The following is a 14,360-nucleotide window of genomic DNA, read 5'->3' on the forward strand; positions in this document are numbered from 1 at the left end:
GGGGCTTTTTCATATCAGGCTTCGGCGATTTCAAGCTTCGGCGATTTGCTGCTTCAGCTGCTCGCGGGTGGTTTGCAGGATGCGCTCGGCCAGTTGCGGGTCTTTAGCACTGCGAGCGAGCACCATCGCCCCAACAAGGCCCGCCATGATCATCACGCTTTTGTCGCGGCTCTCCCGTTGGCTCGGCATGCCGGTTTCGAGGGTGGACAGCATGCGGTGGATCAGTTCGTCGGTGATCTCGCTCGGCTGGCCGCGCTGGCCCAGTTCCGACGACATGGTGGTCAACGGGCAGCCTTCTTCCGGTTGAGTCCGGTGCTCGGGAGCCAGGTACATGTCGATGAACGCTGCGGCGGATTCGTCTCCCGCCAGCTTTGCGGCCCGTGATTCATTCAATTGGTCAACGGCACACCGCAGTGCTTTCTCGACCAGATCGTCCTTGGATTTGAAATGGGCATAAAAGCCACCATGAGTCAGGCCCAGTGCCTTCATCAATGGCTGCAAACCGGTGGCGCCGATGCCGTCACGACGAAAGCGTGAAGCCGCTTCGTGAAGGATGCGCTGATGGGTCTGGGCTTTATGATCTTCGGCGTAACGCATTGAACGAGCCTCCCGCTTTGGCTCTTGAAATGGTGATCGACATTTTTACACGTATGGAGCGCCGATGCAGTATCCACTTTTCGAGCCAGGTTGCCATTGGTCAGAAGGTCACACTCAGAAGGTCAGCGTCAGAACGTTGGTTTCACTTCGGCCCCATCATCTTCGCCAGCACTTCGGGCCGTGGCGCGCCTTGCTGTTGTTGCAGATGGCCGGCGGCGTCCTTGTAGAAAATCGACGGGGTTGCTGACAGGCCCAGGTCGGTCATCAGCTTCATGTTGGCGTCGAGCTTGGCCTGAATGTCCTTGGGAATCGTGGACATTGCTTTGAGGGTGCTGCTCTGGCCAGCCTGCTCGTGTTTTTGCAGTGCGGTTTCGGGGTTGGCGTCGGCAAGGAGGGTGGCGGCCTTGGCAGCGCTGTCTTCGCGGATCACGCCGACCATGATGTGGCGCAACTGGACCTTGCCGGATTTGACCCATGGCCGCGCCTGTTCCCAGAACATGTTGCAGTAAGGACAGTTGGCGTCGCTGAACAGATAGATGACCTTGGGCGCGGTTTTGGCGCCATCGGCGATCCAGGTGCTGTTCTCCATCTGGCTCCACATTTCTTTGGTCATGGGCTCATAGACCAGTTTTTGCAGCGGCGCTTCGCTCAGGTCTTCGCCTTTCTCATCGAACAGGTTCCCGGCCAGTACGTGTTTACCATCGGACGTCAGGTAGAACGCCATGGCCTGTTGTTGGTATTGCGCGGCATAGCCTTTCAGCCCGCCCGGCGCATCGAACGTGCCTTTGATGGTGGCGCCCTTGGCTTCCAGCGCCTTGATCGGTGCGGGCAATTCTTCGGCCTGTGCCCAAGCGCCTTGCAGCGCGATCAAGCCCGAGGCGGCCAAAACGGAAAGTCGCATGAAACTCATTGAATGCTCCTTGAAAGAGAGGGCGTTGGTTCGCTGATGACGTCCAGAGAATGCCGGAGGCTGGCGCTGGACAGTTCGCCCATGTGCGTCCCCGAGAGGCGTCCGTCAGGGCCATAGAAAAGGGTGGTCGGCAGGGCGGCTGATCCCACGTGCTCCGCCAATTGGCCATTGGCATCGAACAACACGTTGTCCAGATGCAGACCTTGGCTCGCGAAAAAAGTCGCGACGTCGCGGGGCGTTTCCCCCTGATTGATGAACAGGAAAGTCACGTCGGCGCTGGCTTGTTGCGCGGCCTGCAAGACGGGCATTTCGCGACGACAGGGCGGGCACCAGGTTGCCCAGAGGTTGACCACCAGCGGCTTGCCCTGAAAATCCCGGACGTGCACCGGTTGGCCCGCAGCGTTGAGCACTGTCATGTCAGGCAGCCGGGCATCCGCGTGCAACACGCTCATCGCCCATCCTGCCAGCCACCAGAACAGCAGGCCGCTCGCCACGCCTGCCCCCAACGGCTTTCGCACCGCGGGCCGGTTCCAGCCCCGGATCACGCTGCCGATCAGAACCGTCACGAGCCCGGGCCAGACCAGAAACCCGCCGTCACGGATGTCGATGATATTGAAGGGGTGGCGCCGGTACTGGCTCCAGTAGGCAATCACGAAGCCGAGCCGCGCGACCAGCACGCCGACCACGAACAGGCCAAAGATCGCGCGCTCGGGGTTCACCTTCCGCCGACGTCCGACGAGCCAGCCCACCAGCGTGGCCAGCGCCAACGCGCCGAGCAATAGCAGGTGATCAACCGCCAGTCCGAAAGGACCGAGGGCGACGCTCAGCATCAGCCGTGCTCCCGCGTGGCTTGCCATTGCCGGGTGAAGGCTTTGTCATCGACTTCGCCGGTGATGCGTCGCTCGCGGCGTTCAATCCCATCGGGACCGAGCCAGAGCAGCGTCGGCGGACCAGGCACCTGGTAGCGCTGGAGCAATTCACGGCTGGCGTCGTTGTCGGCCGTCACGTCCAGCCGCAGCAGGCGCACGCCGCTCAACGCTTGAATCACCTCGTCTTTGCCGAACACGGTTTTTTCCATGATCTTGCAGGAGACGCACCAGTCGGCGTAGTAATCCACCAGCACCCATTGCCCGCTGGCCTTGGCATCCGCCAACTCGCGGTCGAGCGCGGCGGGGTCTTTGAGGGTGGTGAAGGCGTCGTGACGTTCGGCGCTGCTGCCGGACCGAGACCCGCTGTAAACCTTCAAGGGCTGCCACGGATCGTCGCCGCCACCGGCTGCGCCGACCAACATCATCGCGCCCCATAACCCTACTACCAGACCGACAGGTGCAGCGATCAGCGCGGCGCGTTTCAACGTCCGGGTCTGCACAACGGCGCTGTACGCAACGACCAGGAGCAGGCCGCCAAACAGCGCCAGCCAAAGGCTTTCCGACAGCAGCGGACGGATCATGATCAGCGCCGTGCCGAGCAGCAAAAAGCCAAACACGCCTTTCACCAGATCCATCCATGCCCCCGGTTTCGGCAGGAAGCGATTGCCCAAGGTGACGATCAGCAGCAGCGGCAGACCAATACCCAAACCCATCACGAACAGCACCAGCGCGCCGTGCAGGGCATTGCCGCTCTGCGCGATGTAAAGCAAGGCGCCGGCGAGTGGGGCCGTCATGCACGGACCGACCATCAAGCCTGACAACGCGCCCAAAACCCCCGCGCCAACCAGACTGCCGCCCTGACGCTGGCGCCCGGCGTTTTCCAGCCGGTTGCGCAAAAAAGCGGGCAGTTGCAGTTCGAAGAAACCGAACATGGGCAGTGACAAGAGAACGAACAGCCCGGCGAAACTGCCCAGCAACCACGGCTGTTGCAGGGTCGATTGCAGATTGCCGCCGAGCAGCGCCGCGACCACGCCCAGCCCGGCGTAGATCAGCGCCATGCTCAGCACGTACACCCCGGCCAATGCGAAGCCCCGGCGAGGTCGGGCACCGCTGCCTACCACCACGCCCGCCAGAATTGGCAGCATCGGCAAAGAACAGGGGGTAAACGCCAGCAACAGGCCCAGCCCAAAGAAGATCAACAGGCTCCAGCCCAGCGAGCGTTCCTGGAGGGTGCTGGCCAGCGCCTGATCCTGCGCCTGGCCGTCGACCACATTGGCGTTGCCGCCGCCCAGGTCGACCGTCTGGCTTTGCGGCGGATAGCATAGCCCTGCATCCGCACAGCCTTGCCAGCCGACTTTCACTTGGCCGGTGGCAGACGCGGGAATGACCAGTTCCAGGCCTTGTCGATAGACCTGTTGCTGGCCGAAATACTCGTCGTTGTGGTCTTCGCCCGTCGGGAGCGTCGGTTGCTGTTCAGGTTTCAGGCCGTCGAATTTGAGGCGTTTCTGGTACAGGTAATAACCGTCGGCGATCTGCCAATACAGCCGGGTTTCGCCGGATTGCAGGCGTTCTGAGCTGAACATGAACGCCTGTCCGACCGGCAGAAAATCAGGCTTCTTGTTGAAAAGATCCCCGCCCGGTAGCGCTTGAGCCAACAATGGAATTAACAGAAGCACCAGAACCCACAACCTGCGCATGCCCAACCTCGGTCGATTATTGATGGCGTGAGGGTGAAGGGAGGTGATTAAGGCCTGATTAACGGGGGCGGGATCGCGACGCCTTCCCGCTTCTGGCCGCAGGCGGGGATCGTGCATAATCCACCCTTAATCCCACCCTGTTTCAATCGCCTTTTTTTCGAGGCCGCCTCATGCACGTACTGCTCTGTGAAGACGACGACCTGATTGCCAGCGGTATCGTGGCCGGTCTGGATGCCCAAGGCCTGACGGTGGATCGGGTGGCGACGGCGTCCGCAGCGCGGGCGATGCTGGCGGCGGCGCATTTCGACGTCATGGTGCTGGACCTAGGCCTGCCTGACGAAGATGGCCTCAAATTGCTGCGCCAGTTGCGCCAGCAGGGCACCGACATTCCCGTGCTGATCCTCACCGCACGCGACACCGTCACCGACCGCGTCGATGGCCTTCAGGCCGGGGCCGACGATTACCTGCTCAAACCCTTCGACCTGCGCGAGCTGAGCGCGCGCCTGCACACGCTGGTGCGGCGCATGGCCGGGCGCAGTGTCAATGTCATCGAACACGGTGTGTTGACCTACGACCCCAGCAGCCGCGAAACCCGCCTTGCCGGTCAGCCGGTGGACCTGTCGCGCCGTGAACAGGCGCTGCTTCAAGCCTTGCTCAACAACAATGGCCGTGTGCTCTCCAGCGAACAGCTCAAAGACTGCGTGTACGGCTTTGGCGACGAAGTCGAGAGCAACGCCCTCAACGTCCATATTCACCACCTGCGCCGCAAGCTAGGTGGCGGCATCATCGAAACGGTTCGCGGCCTCGGCTATCGGCTGGGGCCTGCCGGAGACTTGCCGGAGCCGCAGCGATGATGAGCCTGAGAACCCGCCTGAGCCTGACGTTGGGTTCGGCGTTCATCGTCATTTGGGTGCTGGCGGCGGCGTGGATGCTGCGCGACTTGCGCATGCAGATGATGGAATCCCTCGACCAGCGGCTAGAAGCCTCGGCGCGCATGGTCGCCGGGCTGCTCGAACAGATGCAGATGCCCACCGACGGCGATGGCAAAACCCTGCGCGCCGGGGAGTTGAGCATTCCCAATGGCATGGCCTGCCAGCTGAGTTCGTTGCGCGGCCAGGTGCTGGCGCGCACCGAAAGTTCGCCTGCGGAACCACTGAAAGCCGATTCCAGCGGCTTCGTCGATCAGATGATCAACGGCGAGCACTGGCGCGTGTACACGATGATGCACGGCAACGTGCGAGTCAGTACGGCAGACCGGCAGATCGAGCGGGACGTCCTTGGCCATTCGGTGCTACTGGCGGCTTCAGTGCCGGTGCTGGTGGCGCTGTTCGGCAGCCTGATTCTGGTCTGGTTCGGCATCGGGCGAGGGCTGGCGCCGTTGAACCGGATGCGTGACGCGCTGAACCGCCACAGCGCCGATTCCGTCGAGCCGCTGGACGTGCCCAATCTGCCCAGCGAGTTGCAGCCCCTGCTGATCAGCCAGAATCAGCTGTTTCAGCGGATCGCACAGACCCTTGAGCGCGAACGTCGGCTGACAGGGGACGCGGCTCACGAACTGCGCAGCCCCCTGACCGCCATCAAGACCCACCTGCAAGTGGCGCGTATGACCGAGGGTGAGAAACGCGACCGGTCATTGGCCCACGCGGAAGAGGGCGCCGACCGCATGCACCGGACCCTTGAGCAACTGTTGTTGCTGGCGCGGGTCGAGGGCAGCCTGTCGTTCGACGATGGCGTGCAGTGCGACGCCGAAAAGGTCGCACGGCTGGCCATTCACGACGCCAACCATGGCGATGACTCGCGCATCGAGCTGATCCTGCCGTCGCAGTTATCCACAGCGCCGGTCGAAATGCCGGCTGCACTGGCCGTGGCGGCATTGCGCAACTTGTTGGATAACGCCCTGCGCCACACACAGGCAGGCGCACGGGTCGAATTGAGCGTGGAAACATTCAACGGTCAGGCGCATTTCCGCGTGCGGGATTACGGGCCGGGCATTCCCGAGCCGGACCTCGACAAGCTCACCCAGCGCTTCTGGCGCAACGGCAAAAGCCCAGGTGCAGGGCTCGGATTGGCCATCGTGCAGGCCATCGTTCAGCGCTGCGATTGTTCGCTGAAATTCGACAGCCGCAGTGACGGATTGCGCGTGGAGCTCAGCGTGCCGTTGCGGCGGGGTGGTTCAACAGACTAAATGTGACGGTTCTTATTTTTTCGGTCAACTTTGGCAGGTCTGGGAGGCCATTCGACCTCTGTCGTCATGCCTCGGGCACGGCTGATGAATGATGCGAGGTGATGAGCCACTGGTCATCGACCCACGCATAGCTGAAGGTGTAGCGGGCCTGAATGGTCGAGTTGTCCTGGAAGCGGAAGGTGTAAGTCCCGGTATCGATTGCACCGTTGCAACTCGCAATAAGTGTGCTGCTGTCGATGCGTCCTACTGGTTTGTTCGCAATGAAGTGTTTGAAGTAGTCGACTTTCCCGTCGTGGTCGGTTCTTGGTGTATTGGAAACGGTTGGAAGCAAGACAGCGTCGGCCGTGTAGAGGGCTGCCACCTTTTCAGCGTCTCCGCTTTGCAGGGATTGATTCCATCGGTCGAATAGCGCCATTGCGAGTGGCTTGTCCAGAAAATGGCAAGGTTCCGGGGCGGCTTGCACCGCCGTAGAGGCTGACAGAACGAATACCGTGAATAGAGTCGAAGCGTTGAGCATACATTGCCTTCCGTTGGCGATTGATTGAAGGACTAGAGCCTAACCAAGGGCGCGTGGTTCAGATAGCGCGGGATGATGGAGATGAGTTTCAAGCGGTTTCGATCCAGGAACGGATCCAGAATGTGCTGTCGTGCAAAATCCCTGTCATGTCCACAGGACGGGCAGGGTGTCGAAGGTAAACGTGTCACCGTGACCCGTCAGAAATCTCTGAAAGCACGACCATCCCTCCGACAACCCTTTGATTCTGTTCCCTAATCCCGGACAATCGCGCCCCTTTCCCTGTAGAGAACCGGTCAGGGGCGCTGACTGCCGAGCTTTTCGACGCGCTTTTGACCTTGTAGCTATCACCGGCAACGGAGAAATCGACCGGATGAACGATCAGGCCAACAGCGTCGAGCGAACCCTCGACGCCGCGCCCGCAGGCGCGACCACAGGCATGACCAAATGGGCGCGTCAGGACACCACCTGGATGCTCGGGCTGTTTGGCACCGCCATCGGTGCAGGCACGCTGTTTTTGCCGATCAACGCAGGCATCGGTGGCTTCTGGCCCTTGCTGATCCTGGCGTTGCTGGCGTTCCCCATGACGTTTTACGCGCACCGCGGCCTGACCCGTTTCGTGTTGTCCGGTCGTGAGGGCGCTGACATCACCGAGGTGGTCGAGCAGCATTTCGGCAAGAAGGCCGGCGCGCTCATCACGCTGCTGTATTTCTTCGCGGTGTTCCCGATCCTGCTGATCTACAGCGTGGCGCTGACCAACACCGTGACCAGCTTTCTCGAACATCAATTGCACGTTCAGCCGCCGCCTCGGGCCATCCTGGCGTTCGTGCTGATCATCGGCCTGCTGGCCGTGGTGCGTTGCGGCGAGCAACTGATCGTCAAGGCCATGAGCCTGATGGTGTATCCGTTCATCGTCGCGCTGCTGTTTCTCGCCGTGTTTCTGATTCCCCACTGGACCGGCGGCATCCTCACCACCGCGACCAGCCTGCCTGCGCCGTCTGCTTTGCTGCACACGCTGTGGCTGGCGATCCCGGTGATGGTGTTCTCGTTCAACCATTCACCGATCATTTCCGCCTTCGCCGTGGATCAGAAGCGCCAATACGGCGATCAGGCCGAGCAGCGCAGTTCGCAGATCCTCGCTCGCGCCCACGGGCTGATGGTGGTCATGGTGCTGTTCTTCGTGTTCAGCTGCGTCTTGACCCTGTCGCCCGAGCAATTGAGCGAGGCGAAGGCGCAGAACCTGTCGATCCTGTCCTACCTGGCCAACCATTTCAGCAACCCGACCATCGCGTTCGCTGCGCCGCTGATTGCGTTCGTGGCGATCACCAAGTCGTTCCTCGGCCATTACATCGGCGCCAGTGAAGGCCTCAAGGGGCTGGTGATCAAAAGCGGCCGTCGTCCTTCGCCACGGACGCTGGACCGTCTGACCGCCGGTTTCATGTTGGTGGTCTGCTGGCTGGTGGCAACCCTCAACCCGAGCATTCTCGGGATGATCGAAACCCTGGGCGGGCCGGTCATCGCGGCGTTGCTGTTCCTGATGCCCATGTACGCCGTGCGCAAGGTGCCAGCGATGCGTCAATACGCGGGCAAGCTGTCCAACGTGTTTGTCGTGGTGGTGGGGCTGGTGTCGATTTCGGCGCTGGTCTATTCGTTGATGCCTTAGGTTTTGTCTGTTTACCGGCGTCCGGGTGGCCCATCGGGCGCCGCTGGTGGACCGCCCGCTGCCGATGATCCGAAATCCCGACGCTCGCCTGTGTCGGCTATTGCGCACACGGCGTAGTGGCAACATGCTCTCACCACATTTTTCAGCCTGAAAACGTGACCGATCATGAGCGATTCCATTCCGCCGTCTGGCACTGAGAGCGATGTCTATAAAACCCTGCTTGAGTCGACGAAGGCGATTCCGTGGCGAATCGACTGGCAGAGCATGACCTTCAGCTACATCGGCCCGCAGATCGAGCAATTGCTGGGCTGGGAGCAGGGCAGTTGGGTGGGTATCAATGATTGGGTGGAACGCATGCACCCGGATGATCGCGATTACGTGGTGAACTTCTGCGTCTCGCAGTCCAAGGCGGGCGTCGATCATGAGGCCGATTACCGCGCGCTGACCAAGGATGGCGAGTACGTGTGGATTCGCGACGTGGTCCATGTGGTGCGCAAGCATGGCGAAGTCGAGGCGTTGGTGGGCTTCATGTTCGACATCAGCGAGCGCAAGAAAACCGAGGAGCACCTGGTGCGCCTGCAAAAGCAACTGGAAGCGTTTTCCTATCAAGACGGCCTGACCGGCATCGCCAATCGACGCATGTTCGACACGGTGCTGGAGCGCGAGTGGGCCAGTGCTCAAGAGACCGGTCAGCCACTGTCGTTGATCATTCTGGATATCGATTACTTCAAGCAGTACAACGACCGTTACGGGCACATCAAGGGTGATGAAGCCCTGCGCACGGTGGCCAAGACGCTATCGCTGGCGGCCAACAATCCCGGCGATTTCATTGCCCGCATCGGCGGTGAAGAGTTCGTCTGGCTGTTGCCGAACACCGATCAGGAGGCCGCACGCAAGGTGGCGGACAAGTGCATGCAATTAGTCCGTCAGCAGCAGATCGCCCATGAGAAATCCGAGGTTTCGCCATTGCTGACGCTGAGCCTGGGCGTGGGCACCACGGTGCCGGGTGCTGAAGCCAGCGCGGTGTCCTTCATCGAACAGGTGGATGGGCTGCTGTACCACGTCAAGCGCAACGGTCGGATGCGCGCTGAATACGGCGAGTTTTGAGGGAACTGACGGTGTTTTATGACCGGCGGGTCGCGAATCGACGAGTGGTTCGCAAGGCTGGTCTATAGTCTCCCGGCGTTCTTACGCGCATCTTTGGACAGGGAGGCTCAAACATGGCTGACAAATCCGTAGTATCGGCGAGCGCGGAATTTCTGGACTCGTCCGTTTCATTCAAACCCACTGACTTTCCCCGCATCGGGCGAGCCAGAGCGGAGTCAGACACCTTCGAGCTCAGCGAACTGAAACCCTGGTTCACGTTAGTGGACGACGAGGAAGAAGAGGAGGAATAGACACCTTGATACCGCCGAGAAAGGCCAGGGGTGTCACGGTTGTGCCCCCTGGTCACCGACGTTTCAGCGCTGATCAGGCGATGGTATCCACCACGCCCCCGTCCACACGCAAGGCCGCGCCACTGGTGGCCGACGCCTGTTTCGACGACACGTACACCACCATGTTTGCCACTTCTTCGATGGTCGCCGCCCGCTGAATGATCGAGCTGGGGCGATGGGCCATCACAAAATCCGCTGCGCAATCTTCCAGGGATTTGCCGGATTTTTTCACCTCGTCTTTCAGCATGTCAGCAACGCCTTCGGAGAGGGTCGGACCCGGCAAAACGGCATTGACCGTGACGCCCGTGCCTGCCAGACGCTTGGCCAGCCCGCGTGAAATCGACAGATTGGAGGTTTTGGTAAAACCGTAGTGAATCATGTCCGCCGGAATGTTCAGGCCCGACTCCGAGGAGATGAACACGATCCGGCCCCAGCCGTTTTTTGCCATGTCATCGGCATAGGCGCGGGACAGACGGACCCCCGACATCACGTTGACATCGAAGAAGCGTTGCCACACGTCGTCCGGGGTGTCGAAGAAATCCTGCGGACCGTAGATGCCGACGTTGTTGATCAAAATGTCCACCTTCGGCACCGCCTTCACCAAGGCCTCGCAGCCCTCCGACGTGCCCACATCCGTCGCCACCCCGCGCAATTTCGCACCCGGCACTTCGCTCTGGATGCGCGCCACGGTCGCATCGACCGCGTCCTTTTTGCGTCCGTTGACGATCACCTCGGCGCCTGTCTCCGCCAGGCCCTTGGCAATGGCGTAACCGATGCCCAACGTCGAACCGGTTACCAGGGCTGTCTTGCCGGTCAAATCGATTTTCATGTGGGATGTCTCCGTTAAGGTCGAAAGAAAGATGGAGTGCTGAAACCGAGAGGGGTTCAGGGGGATCACGCGGGCAGTCGCGTTTTCGTTGACGCCGTCCTCAGGCCTGTGAGCATAGGCAACCTCTGGTTTGACACCACCCCCAACCGCAATCATGATCCTGCTCGTTCATGACCGATTCCGCTTGATGTCGAGGCCTTTATGTCTGCCAGTCCCGAAGTTTTCCCCGGCGAGCGTCAGCGTCAGATCACTGAACGCCTGGCTGCACAAGGGCGTGTGATTGCCGCAGACCTTGCGACGGAGTTCAACGTTTCCGAGCATTCGATTCGTCGGGACCTGGGGGCTCTGGCAGCGGCGGGGCTGTGCAAACGGGTGTACGGCGGTGCGATTTCGCTGGCTTCTGATGGACCGATCACGGCGCGGATCGAGCATGAGCCTAATCGTAAGCGCGCACTCGGCATCGCCGCTGCGAACCTCATCGGTGTTGGACAGCATGTGTTCATCGACGGCGGTTCGACCAATCTCGCCATTGCCCGGGCCATCGACCCGAACATGGCCCTGACGATCACCACCAACGCGCCGCTGATTGCCGTCGAGTTGATGAAGCTGCCGAAGGTCGAGGTCATTCTCCTGGGCGGGCGCTTGAGCCCGGTGGCGGGGAGTGCGTATGGCTTCACCACGATTCAGCAGTTGAGCCATTTCAATTTTGACCTGTGCTTCCTCGGGGCCTGCGCACTGGATGCGGTGAAGGGCGTGACGGCGTTTGACATGGAGGTGGCAGAGTTCAAACGGGCCGTGGTGGCGCGCAGCGGTCAGGTCGCGGTGGCGGTGATCAACACAAAGCTGGCGAGCATTGCGCATTACCAAGTGGCGTCTTGCGAAGACGTCGGCGCATTGGTGGTCGAAGCGGATGCGCCGGAAGACCGTTTGCAGCTGTTTCGCGGGAAGGTCGCGCAGATCGTGATCGCACAGCTAAGCTGACGACCTTGGAGACTGATCGAAACGTTAACGGTTTCAGCCCATCACGGTCCGGTTGCGGCCTTCATGCTTGGCAGTGTAAAGCGCAATATCAGCACGTTCGACGAACGCCTCCATGGTCGGGCATTGATGGGCCGCGCAGCCGTAGACGCCGAGGCTAATACTGACGACCCCATCGGGATTGCCTTTGTGCTCGATGGCACGGGCCAGCACGCTCAGACGAATTTTCTCCGCCAGTGCAAAGGCGCCGTGGGCATCGCTGTACGGCAGGAACACGGCCATTTCTTCACCGCCGTAGCGCACCGCCAGGTCCCCTGTGCGGTTCAGGTTGCTGCGTATGCATTCGGCCACCGCGACAATGCATTTGTCGCCAGCCACGTGCCCATAGTTGTCGTTGTAGCTCTTGAAGTAGTCGATATCGATCATGATCAGGCTCAACGGATGCAGGTTCGCCTGACCGGCGACGAACTCCAGACCGAGGATTTCCTGAAAGTGGCGGCGGTTGGCCAGACCGGTCAGACCGTCTTGCAGGGCCAACTTTTCCAATGAGTGGCTAGCGATGCGCAGCTGGGATTCGGCGTTGAGGCCGAAGCGAATCTGTTGGAACAGCAGCACGCCGAACAGCAGGTTGGCGATCACGACACAGATGATGATCGCCAATGAGCGCCAGGCGTACTGCCGCCACTCCTCTAGCACCTCTTGTTCCGAAAGTCCCGCCAGCACCACCAATGGATAACGGTCCAGACGCTTGTAGCCGTACAGGCGCAGCTCATGGTCAATGATCGAGCGGACCGTTGCGGTGCCTTCGTAATGTTCTTTCAGGTACTTGCGAAACAGCTCGCCGTCGGCAATCGACACGCTGCCGATATTCCCCAGCGTCGGGCGGCGGGCCAGCACCGTGCCGTCAGCGGTGGTCAAGGTGATGACGCCGTGTTTACCGATGTCGAAGCGATCAAAGAAGCGCTCGAAGTAAGCCAGCTCAATGGTGGCCAGCACGACGCCCGCGAACTGACCTTGCGCATCGTTGACGCGGCGGGACACCGGGATGATCCAGTCGCCGGTGGTACGGCTGCGGATGGCCTGCCCGATGTGCGGCAGGTTGCTGTCGATGGATTTGTGAAACTGAAAATACTCGCGGTCAGCGTTATTGGCGTTGGCGGGCATGTGATTCAGCGACGTCGCGTCCCAGTTGCCGTCTTTGTCGTAGATGAACAAGCCCTGAATCTGCTCGACGCTGGCCGCAGTGGCGCGCAGGTAGTCATGCATGCGGGGGCTTTTGGCGGTCGCAAAACCGTCGTAGTTGAGGCGTTCGACGATGCCAGCCACGGGAATGTCGGCTTGGTCGAAGGTGTCGTCCGCCTGCTGCGCCATCGAGCGTGAGAGGTTGGCGGCCGTGGTGTCCGCGATTTCCAGTTCATGATTACGGGTCTGGCGCAACTGCCACAATGTGATGCTGGTGATGGAAAAACACACCAGTACGGTAAAAAATCCCGCCAGCCACAGCACAGGCATACGCTTCAGACGCCGATTCCTGGCGTCGAAGTCCGTTCCTTCTACTTGTCTCAAGCCCCGCCCTCGCTGACGTCTACGATTTAAGACAAACCGCGGTGACGAATGCTCCATTATTCGCCGCACCCGGTTTCGCAACTGCGACCGTCTGACACGAAGCGTAGGACAAGTCAGGGATTTTGAAGGGAAAAATAGTAAGGCCCAAGTCATTTATCTGGAAAGTAAGCCTCTTGTAGCAGTGAAGTCATTCGTAAGTGTTTCCTCCTTTGGACACACCCTCACGGCGCGTCTGTTTTCAGCCTGATATCAGCTTGATAAATCCGCTACCACCGTGCGGCTACAGACATCCTCATGTCGCTGCCAATGCGGGCGTTTGCGGGTCATGACCGGTATGATCATCGGCATCTACCCGACCACGGTGCGACATGAATTCTCCGGACTCCGGCAAAGCCCCTTCTCCTGATCGCGATCGCCTGTCTGCATCCTTGCTGGGCGGTGGTTGTGAACCCGATCCACGTTTCACCCTGGCCAACGAACGCACCTTTCTGGCGTGGATTCGCACCGCGCTGGCGTTTCTTGCCGGTGGTATCGCCGTGGAAGCGTTCACCGGGGAGGTCTTCACGCCGGGCCTGCGCCGTGCGGTGGCGTTGTCGCTGCTGGTGTTGGCGTTGCTGGTCAGTGCCAGTGCGTGCCTGCGCTGGTTGAAGGTTGAGCGGGCGATGCGTCTGCGCAAACCATTGCCGTTGCCGGTGCTGGTGCCGATCCTCTCGCTGGGGGGCGCGCTGGTGGCGACGGGGCTGATCGTCTTCCTCATTTATGGCGCGCCATGAGCCGTCGCGGGCCGCAGACGCTGGGGCATGACGATCCGGGGTTACAGCCGGAGCGTACATTGCTGGCGTGGCGACGCACGCTGATGACCCTGCTGGTGGTGTGTACGATTTTTCTGCGCTGGATACCGCGTTTCGGGCTGATCGCGTTGATGCCCATCGTCTTCTCGCTGATGGCGGCGCTGCTTATTCAGATCGCCCTAAACGCCCGCTATCGCAAAAGTGCCAAAGGCCTGAAACAAGAGCGCATCCCCGCGCCATTGCGAGAAGTGGTGGTGCTGGGCGGTACGGTGATCGTGCTCAGTGCGATGGGGCTGTACGCGGTCGGGTTTGCATGAAGTTTAGA

15 protein-coding genes are annotated in these 14,360 nt (G+C 60.7%); 8 read left to right on the forward strand and 7 right to left on the reverse strand.

Annotation, left to right across the window (positions count from 1 at the left end; genetic code table 11):
• Positions 1 to 30 precede the first annotated feature (30 nt).
• The 4 genes from GVN17_RS18430 to dsbD all read right to left on the reverse strand — a co-directional run bounded on the left by GVN17_RS18430 (position 31) and on the right by dsbD (position 4,073).
• The gene (locus GVN17_RS18430) at positions 31 to 597 is read right to left on the reverse strand and encodes a TetR/AcrR family transcriptional regulator (RefSeq protein ID WP_166596688.1); all 567 of its coding nucleotides are present in this window, start codon (positions 595 to 597) and stop codon (positions 31 to 33) included.
• Between the two features lie 142 nt (positions 598 to 739).
• Positions 740 to 1,507, reverse strand: a complete 768-nt coding sequence (dsbG, locus tag GVN17_RS18435) for a thiol:disulfide interchange protein DsbG (RefSeq protein WP_371928572.1) — start codon at positions 1,505 to 1,507, stop codon at positions 740 to 742.
• Complete coding sequence (locus GVN17_RS18440) at positions 1,504 to 2,337, reverse strand: TlpA disulfide reductase family protein (RefSeq protein WP_166596689.1); 834 nt, start codon at positions 2,335 to 2,337, stop codon at positions 1,504 to 1,506. Before GVN17_RS18440 ends, dsbG begins: the two co-directional genes overlap by 4 nt.
• Positions 2,337 to 4,073, reverse strand: a complete 1,737-nt coding sequence (dsbD, locus tag GVN17_RS18445; protein WP_166596690.1) for a protein-disulfide reductase DsbD — start codon at positions 4,071 to 4,073, stop codon at positions 2,337 to 2,339. The genes GVN17_RS18440 and dsbD overlap by 1 nt, the downstream gene beginning before the upstream one ends.
• A gap of 170 nt (positions 4,074 to 4,243) precedes the next feature.
• Here dsbD and GVN17_RS18450 point away from each other — a divergent pair, with 170 nt between their 5' ends.
• Complete coding sequence (locus GVN17_RS18450; protein WP_166596691.1) at positions 4,244 to 4,927, forward strand: response regulator; 684 nt, start codon at positions 4,244 to 4,246, stop codon at positions 4,925 to 4,927.
• On the forward strand, positions 4,924 to 6,258 hold the full coding sequence (locus GVN17_RS18455) for an ATP-binding protein (RefSeq protein ID WP_166596692.1): 1,335 nt from the start codon (positions 4,924 to 4,926) through the stop codon (positions 6,256 to 6,258). Before GVN17_RS18450 ends, GVN17_RS18455 begins: the two co-directional genes overlap by 4 nt.
• A 64-nt stretch (positions 6,259 to 6,322) precedes the next feature.
• Here GVN17_RS18455 and GVN17_RS18460 read toward each other — a convergent pair whose 3' ends face one another.
• Positions 6,323 to 6,775, reverse strand: a complete 453-nt coding sequence (locus GVN17_RS18460) for an SgcJ/EcaC family oxidoreductase (protein WP_166596693.1) — start codon at positions 6,773 to 6,775, stop codon at positions 6,323 to 6,325.
• A gap of 370 nt (positions 6,776 to 7,145) precedes the next feature.
• On the opposite strand from GVN17_RS18460, the gene GVN17_RS18465 reads away from it, so the two are divergent.
• The 3 genes from GVN17_RS18465 to GVN17_RS18475 all read left to right on the forward strand — a co-directional run bounded on the left by GVN17_RS18465 (position 7,146) and on the right by GVN17_RS18475 (position 9,832).
• Positions 7,146 to 8,435, forward strand: coding sequence for a serine/threonine transporter (locus GVN17_RS18465; RefSeq protein WP_166596694.1), 1,290 nt, complete (start codon positions 7,146 to 7,148; stop codon positions 8,433 to 8,435).
• A gap of 165 nt (positions 8,436 to 8,600) precedes the next feature.
• Positions 8,601 to 9,542 (forward strand): sensor domain-containing diguanylate cyclase, encoded by a 942-nt coding sequence (locus GVN17_RS18470; RefSeq protein WP_166596695.1) that lies wholly within the window; start codon positions 8,601 to 8,603, stop codon positions 9,540 to 9,542.
• A 113-nt stretch (positions 9,543 to 9,655) separates the two neighbouring features.
• Positions 9,656 to 9,832: a hypothetical protein gene (locus GVN17_RS18475; protein WP_166596696.1), complete on the forward strand. Its 177-nt coding sequence runs from the start codon at positions 9,656 to 9,658 to the stop codon at positions 9,830 to 9,832.
• Positions 9,833 to 9,905: 73 nt separating this feature from the next.
• Here the strand turns inward: GVN17_RS18475 and GVN17_RS18480 are convergent, their stop codons facing one another.
• A complete protein-coding gene (locus GVN17_RS18480; RefSeq protein WP_166596697.1) occupies positions 9,906 to 10,700 on the reverse strand; it encodes an SDR family NAD(P)-dependent oxidoreductase in 795 nt (264 codons plus the stop codon).
• Positions 10,701 to 10,901: 201 nt separating this feature from the next.
• Between GVN17_RS18480 and GVN17_RS18485 the strand changes: the two genes are divergently transcribed.
• Entirely contained in the window at positions 10,902 to 11,681 is a 780-nt protein-coding gene (locus tag GVN17_RS18485) for a DeoR/GlpR family DNA-binding transcription regulator (protein WP_166596698.1), read from the forward strand.
• A 33-nt stretch (positions 11,682 to 11,714) separates the two neighbouring features.
• Here the strand turns inward: GVN17_RS18485 and GVN17_RS18490 are convergent, their stop codons facing one another.
• Entirely contained in the window at positions 11,715 to 13,244 is a 1,530-nt protein-coding gene (locus tag GVN17_RS18490; protein WP_166596699.1) for a diguanylate cyclase, read from the reverse strand.
• 368 nt (positions 13,245 to 13,612) lie between these two features.
• On the opposite strand from GVN17_RS18490, the gene GVN17_RS18495 reads away from it, so the two are divergent.
• Positions 13,613 to 14,017: a YidH family protein gene (locus tag GVN17_RS18495; RefSeq protein ID WP_166596700.1), complete on the forward strand. Its 405-nt coding sequence runs from the start codon at positions 13,613 to 13,615 to the stop codon at positions 14,015 to 14,017.
• On the forward strand, positions 14,014 to 14,352 hold the full coding sequence (locus GVN17_RS18500; protein ID WP_166596701.1) for a DUF202 domain-containing protein: 339 nt from the start codon (positions 14,014 to 14,016) through the stop codon (positions 14,350 to 14,352). Before GVN17_RS18495 ends, GVN17_RS18500 begins: the two co-directional genes overlap by 4 nt.
• Positions 14,353 to 14,360: the final 8 nt, after the last annotated feature.

This window comes from Pseudomonas sp. SLFW, assembly GCF_009905615.1.
Classification (GTDB): Bacteria; Pseudomonadota; Gammaproteobacteria; order Pseudomonadales; family Pseudomonadaceae; genus Aquipseudomonas; species Aquipseudomonas bambusae.

Coding starts and splice junctions, on each gene's coding strand:
- GVN17_RS18460 (WP_166596693.1), bottom strand. CDS start 6,775: ATGCTCAACGCTTCGACTCTATTCACGGTATTCGTTCTGTCAGCCTCT.
- GVN17_RS18455 (WP_166596692.1), top strand. CDS start 4,924: ATGATGAGCCTGAGAACCCGCCTGAGCCTGACGTTGGGTTCGGCGTTC.
- GVN17_RS18465 (WP_166596694.1), top strand. CDS start 7,146: ATGAACGATCAGGCCAACAGCGTCGAGCGAACCCTCGACGCCGCGCCC.
- GVN17_RS18500 (WP_166596701.1), top strand. CDS start 14,014: ATGAGCCGTCGCGGGCCGCAGACGCTGGGGCATGACGATCCGGGGTTA.
- dsbD (WP_166596690.1), bottom strand. CDS start 4,073: ATGCGCAGGTTGTGGGTTCTGGTGCTTCTGTTAATTCCATTGTTGGCT.
- GVN17_RS18440 (WP_166596689.1), bottom strand. CDS start 2,337: ATGCTGAGCGTCGCCCTCGGTCCTTTCGGACTGGCGGTTGATCACCTG.
- GVN17_RS18450 (WP_166596691.1), top strand. CDS start 4,244: ATGCACGTACTGCTCTGTGAAGACGACGACCTGATTGCCAGCGGTATC.
- GVN17_RS18475 (WP_166596696.1), top strand. CDS start 9,656: ATGGCTGACAAATCCGTAGTATCGGCGAGCGCGGAATTTCTGGACTCG.
- GVN17_RS18485 (WP_166596698.1), top strand. CDS start 10,902: ATGTCTGCCAGTCCCGAAGTTTTCCCCGGCGAGCGTCAGCGTCAGATC.
- GVN17_RS18495 (WP_166596700.1), top strand. CDS start 13,613: ATGAATTCTCCGGACTCCGGCAAAGCCCCTTCTCCTGATCGCGATCGC.
- GVN17_RS18480 (WP_166596697.1), bottom strand. CDS start 10,700: ATGAAAATCGATTTGACCGGCAAGACAGCCCTGGTAACCGGTTCGACG.
- GVN17_RS18430 (WP_166596688.1), bottom strand. CDS start 597: ATGCGTTACGCCGAAGATCATAAAGCCCAGACCCATCAGCGCATCCTT.
- GVN17_RS18470 (WP_166596695.1), top strand. CDS start 8,601: ATGAGCGATTCCATTCCGCCGTCTGGCACTGAGAGCGATGTCTATAAA.
- dsbG (WP_371928572.1), bottom strand. CDS start 1,507: ATGAGTTTCATGCGACTTTCCGTTTTGGCCGCCTCGGGCTTGATCGCG.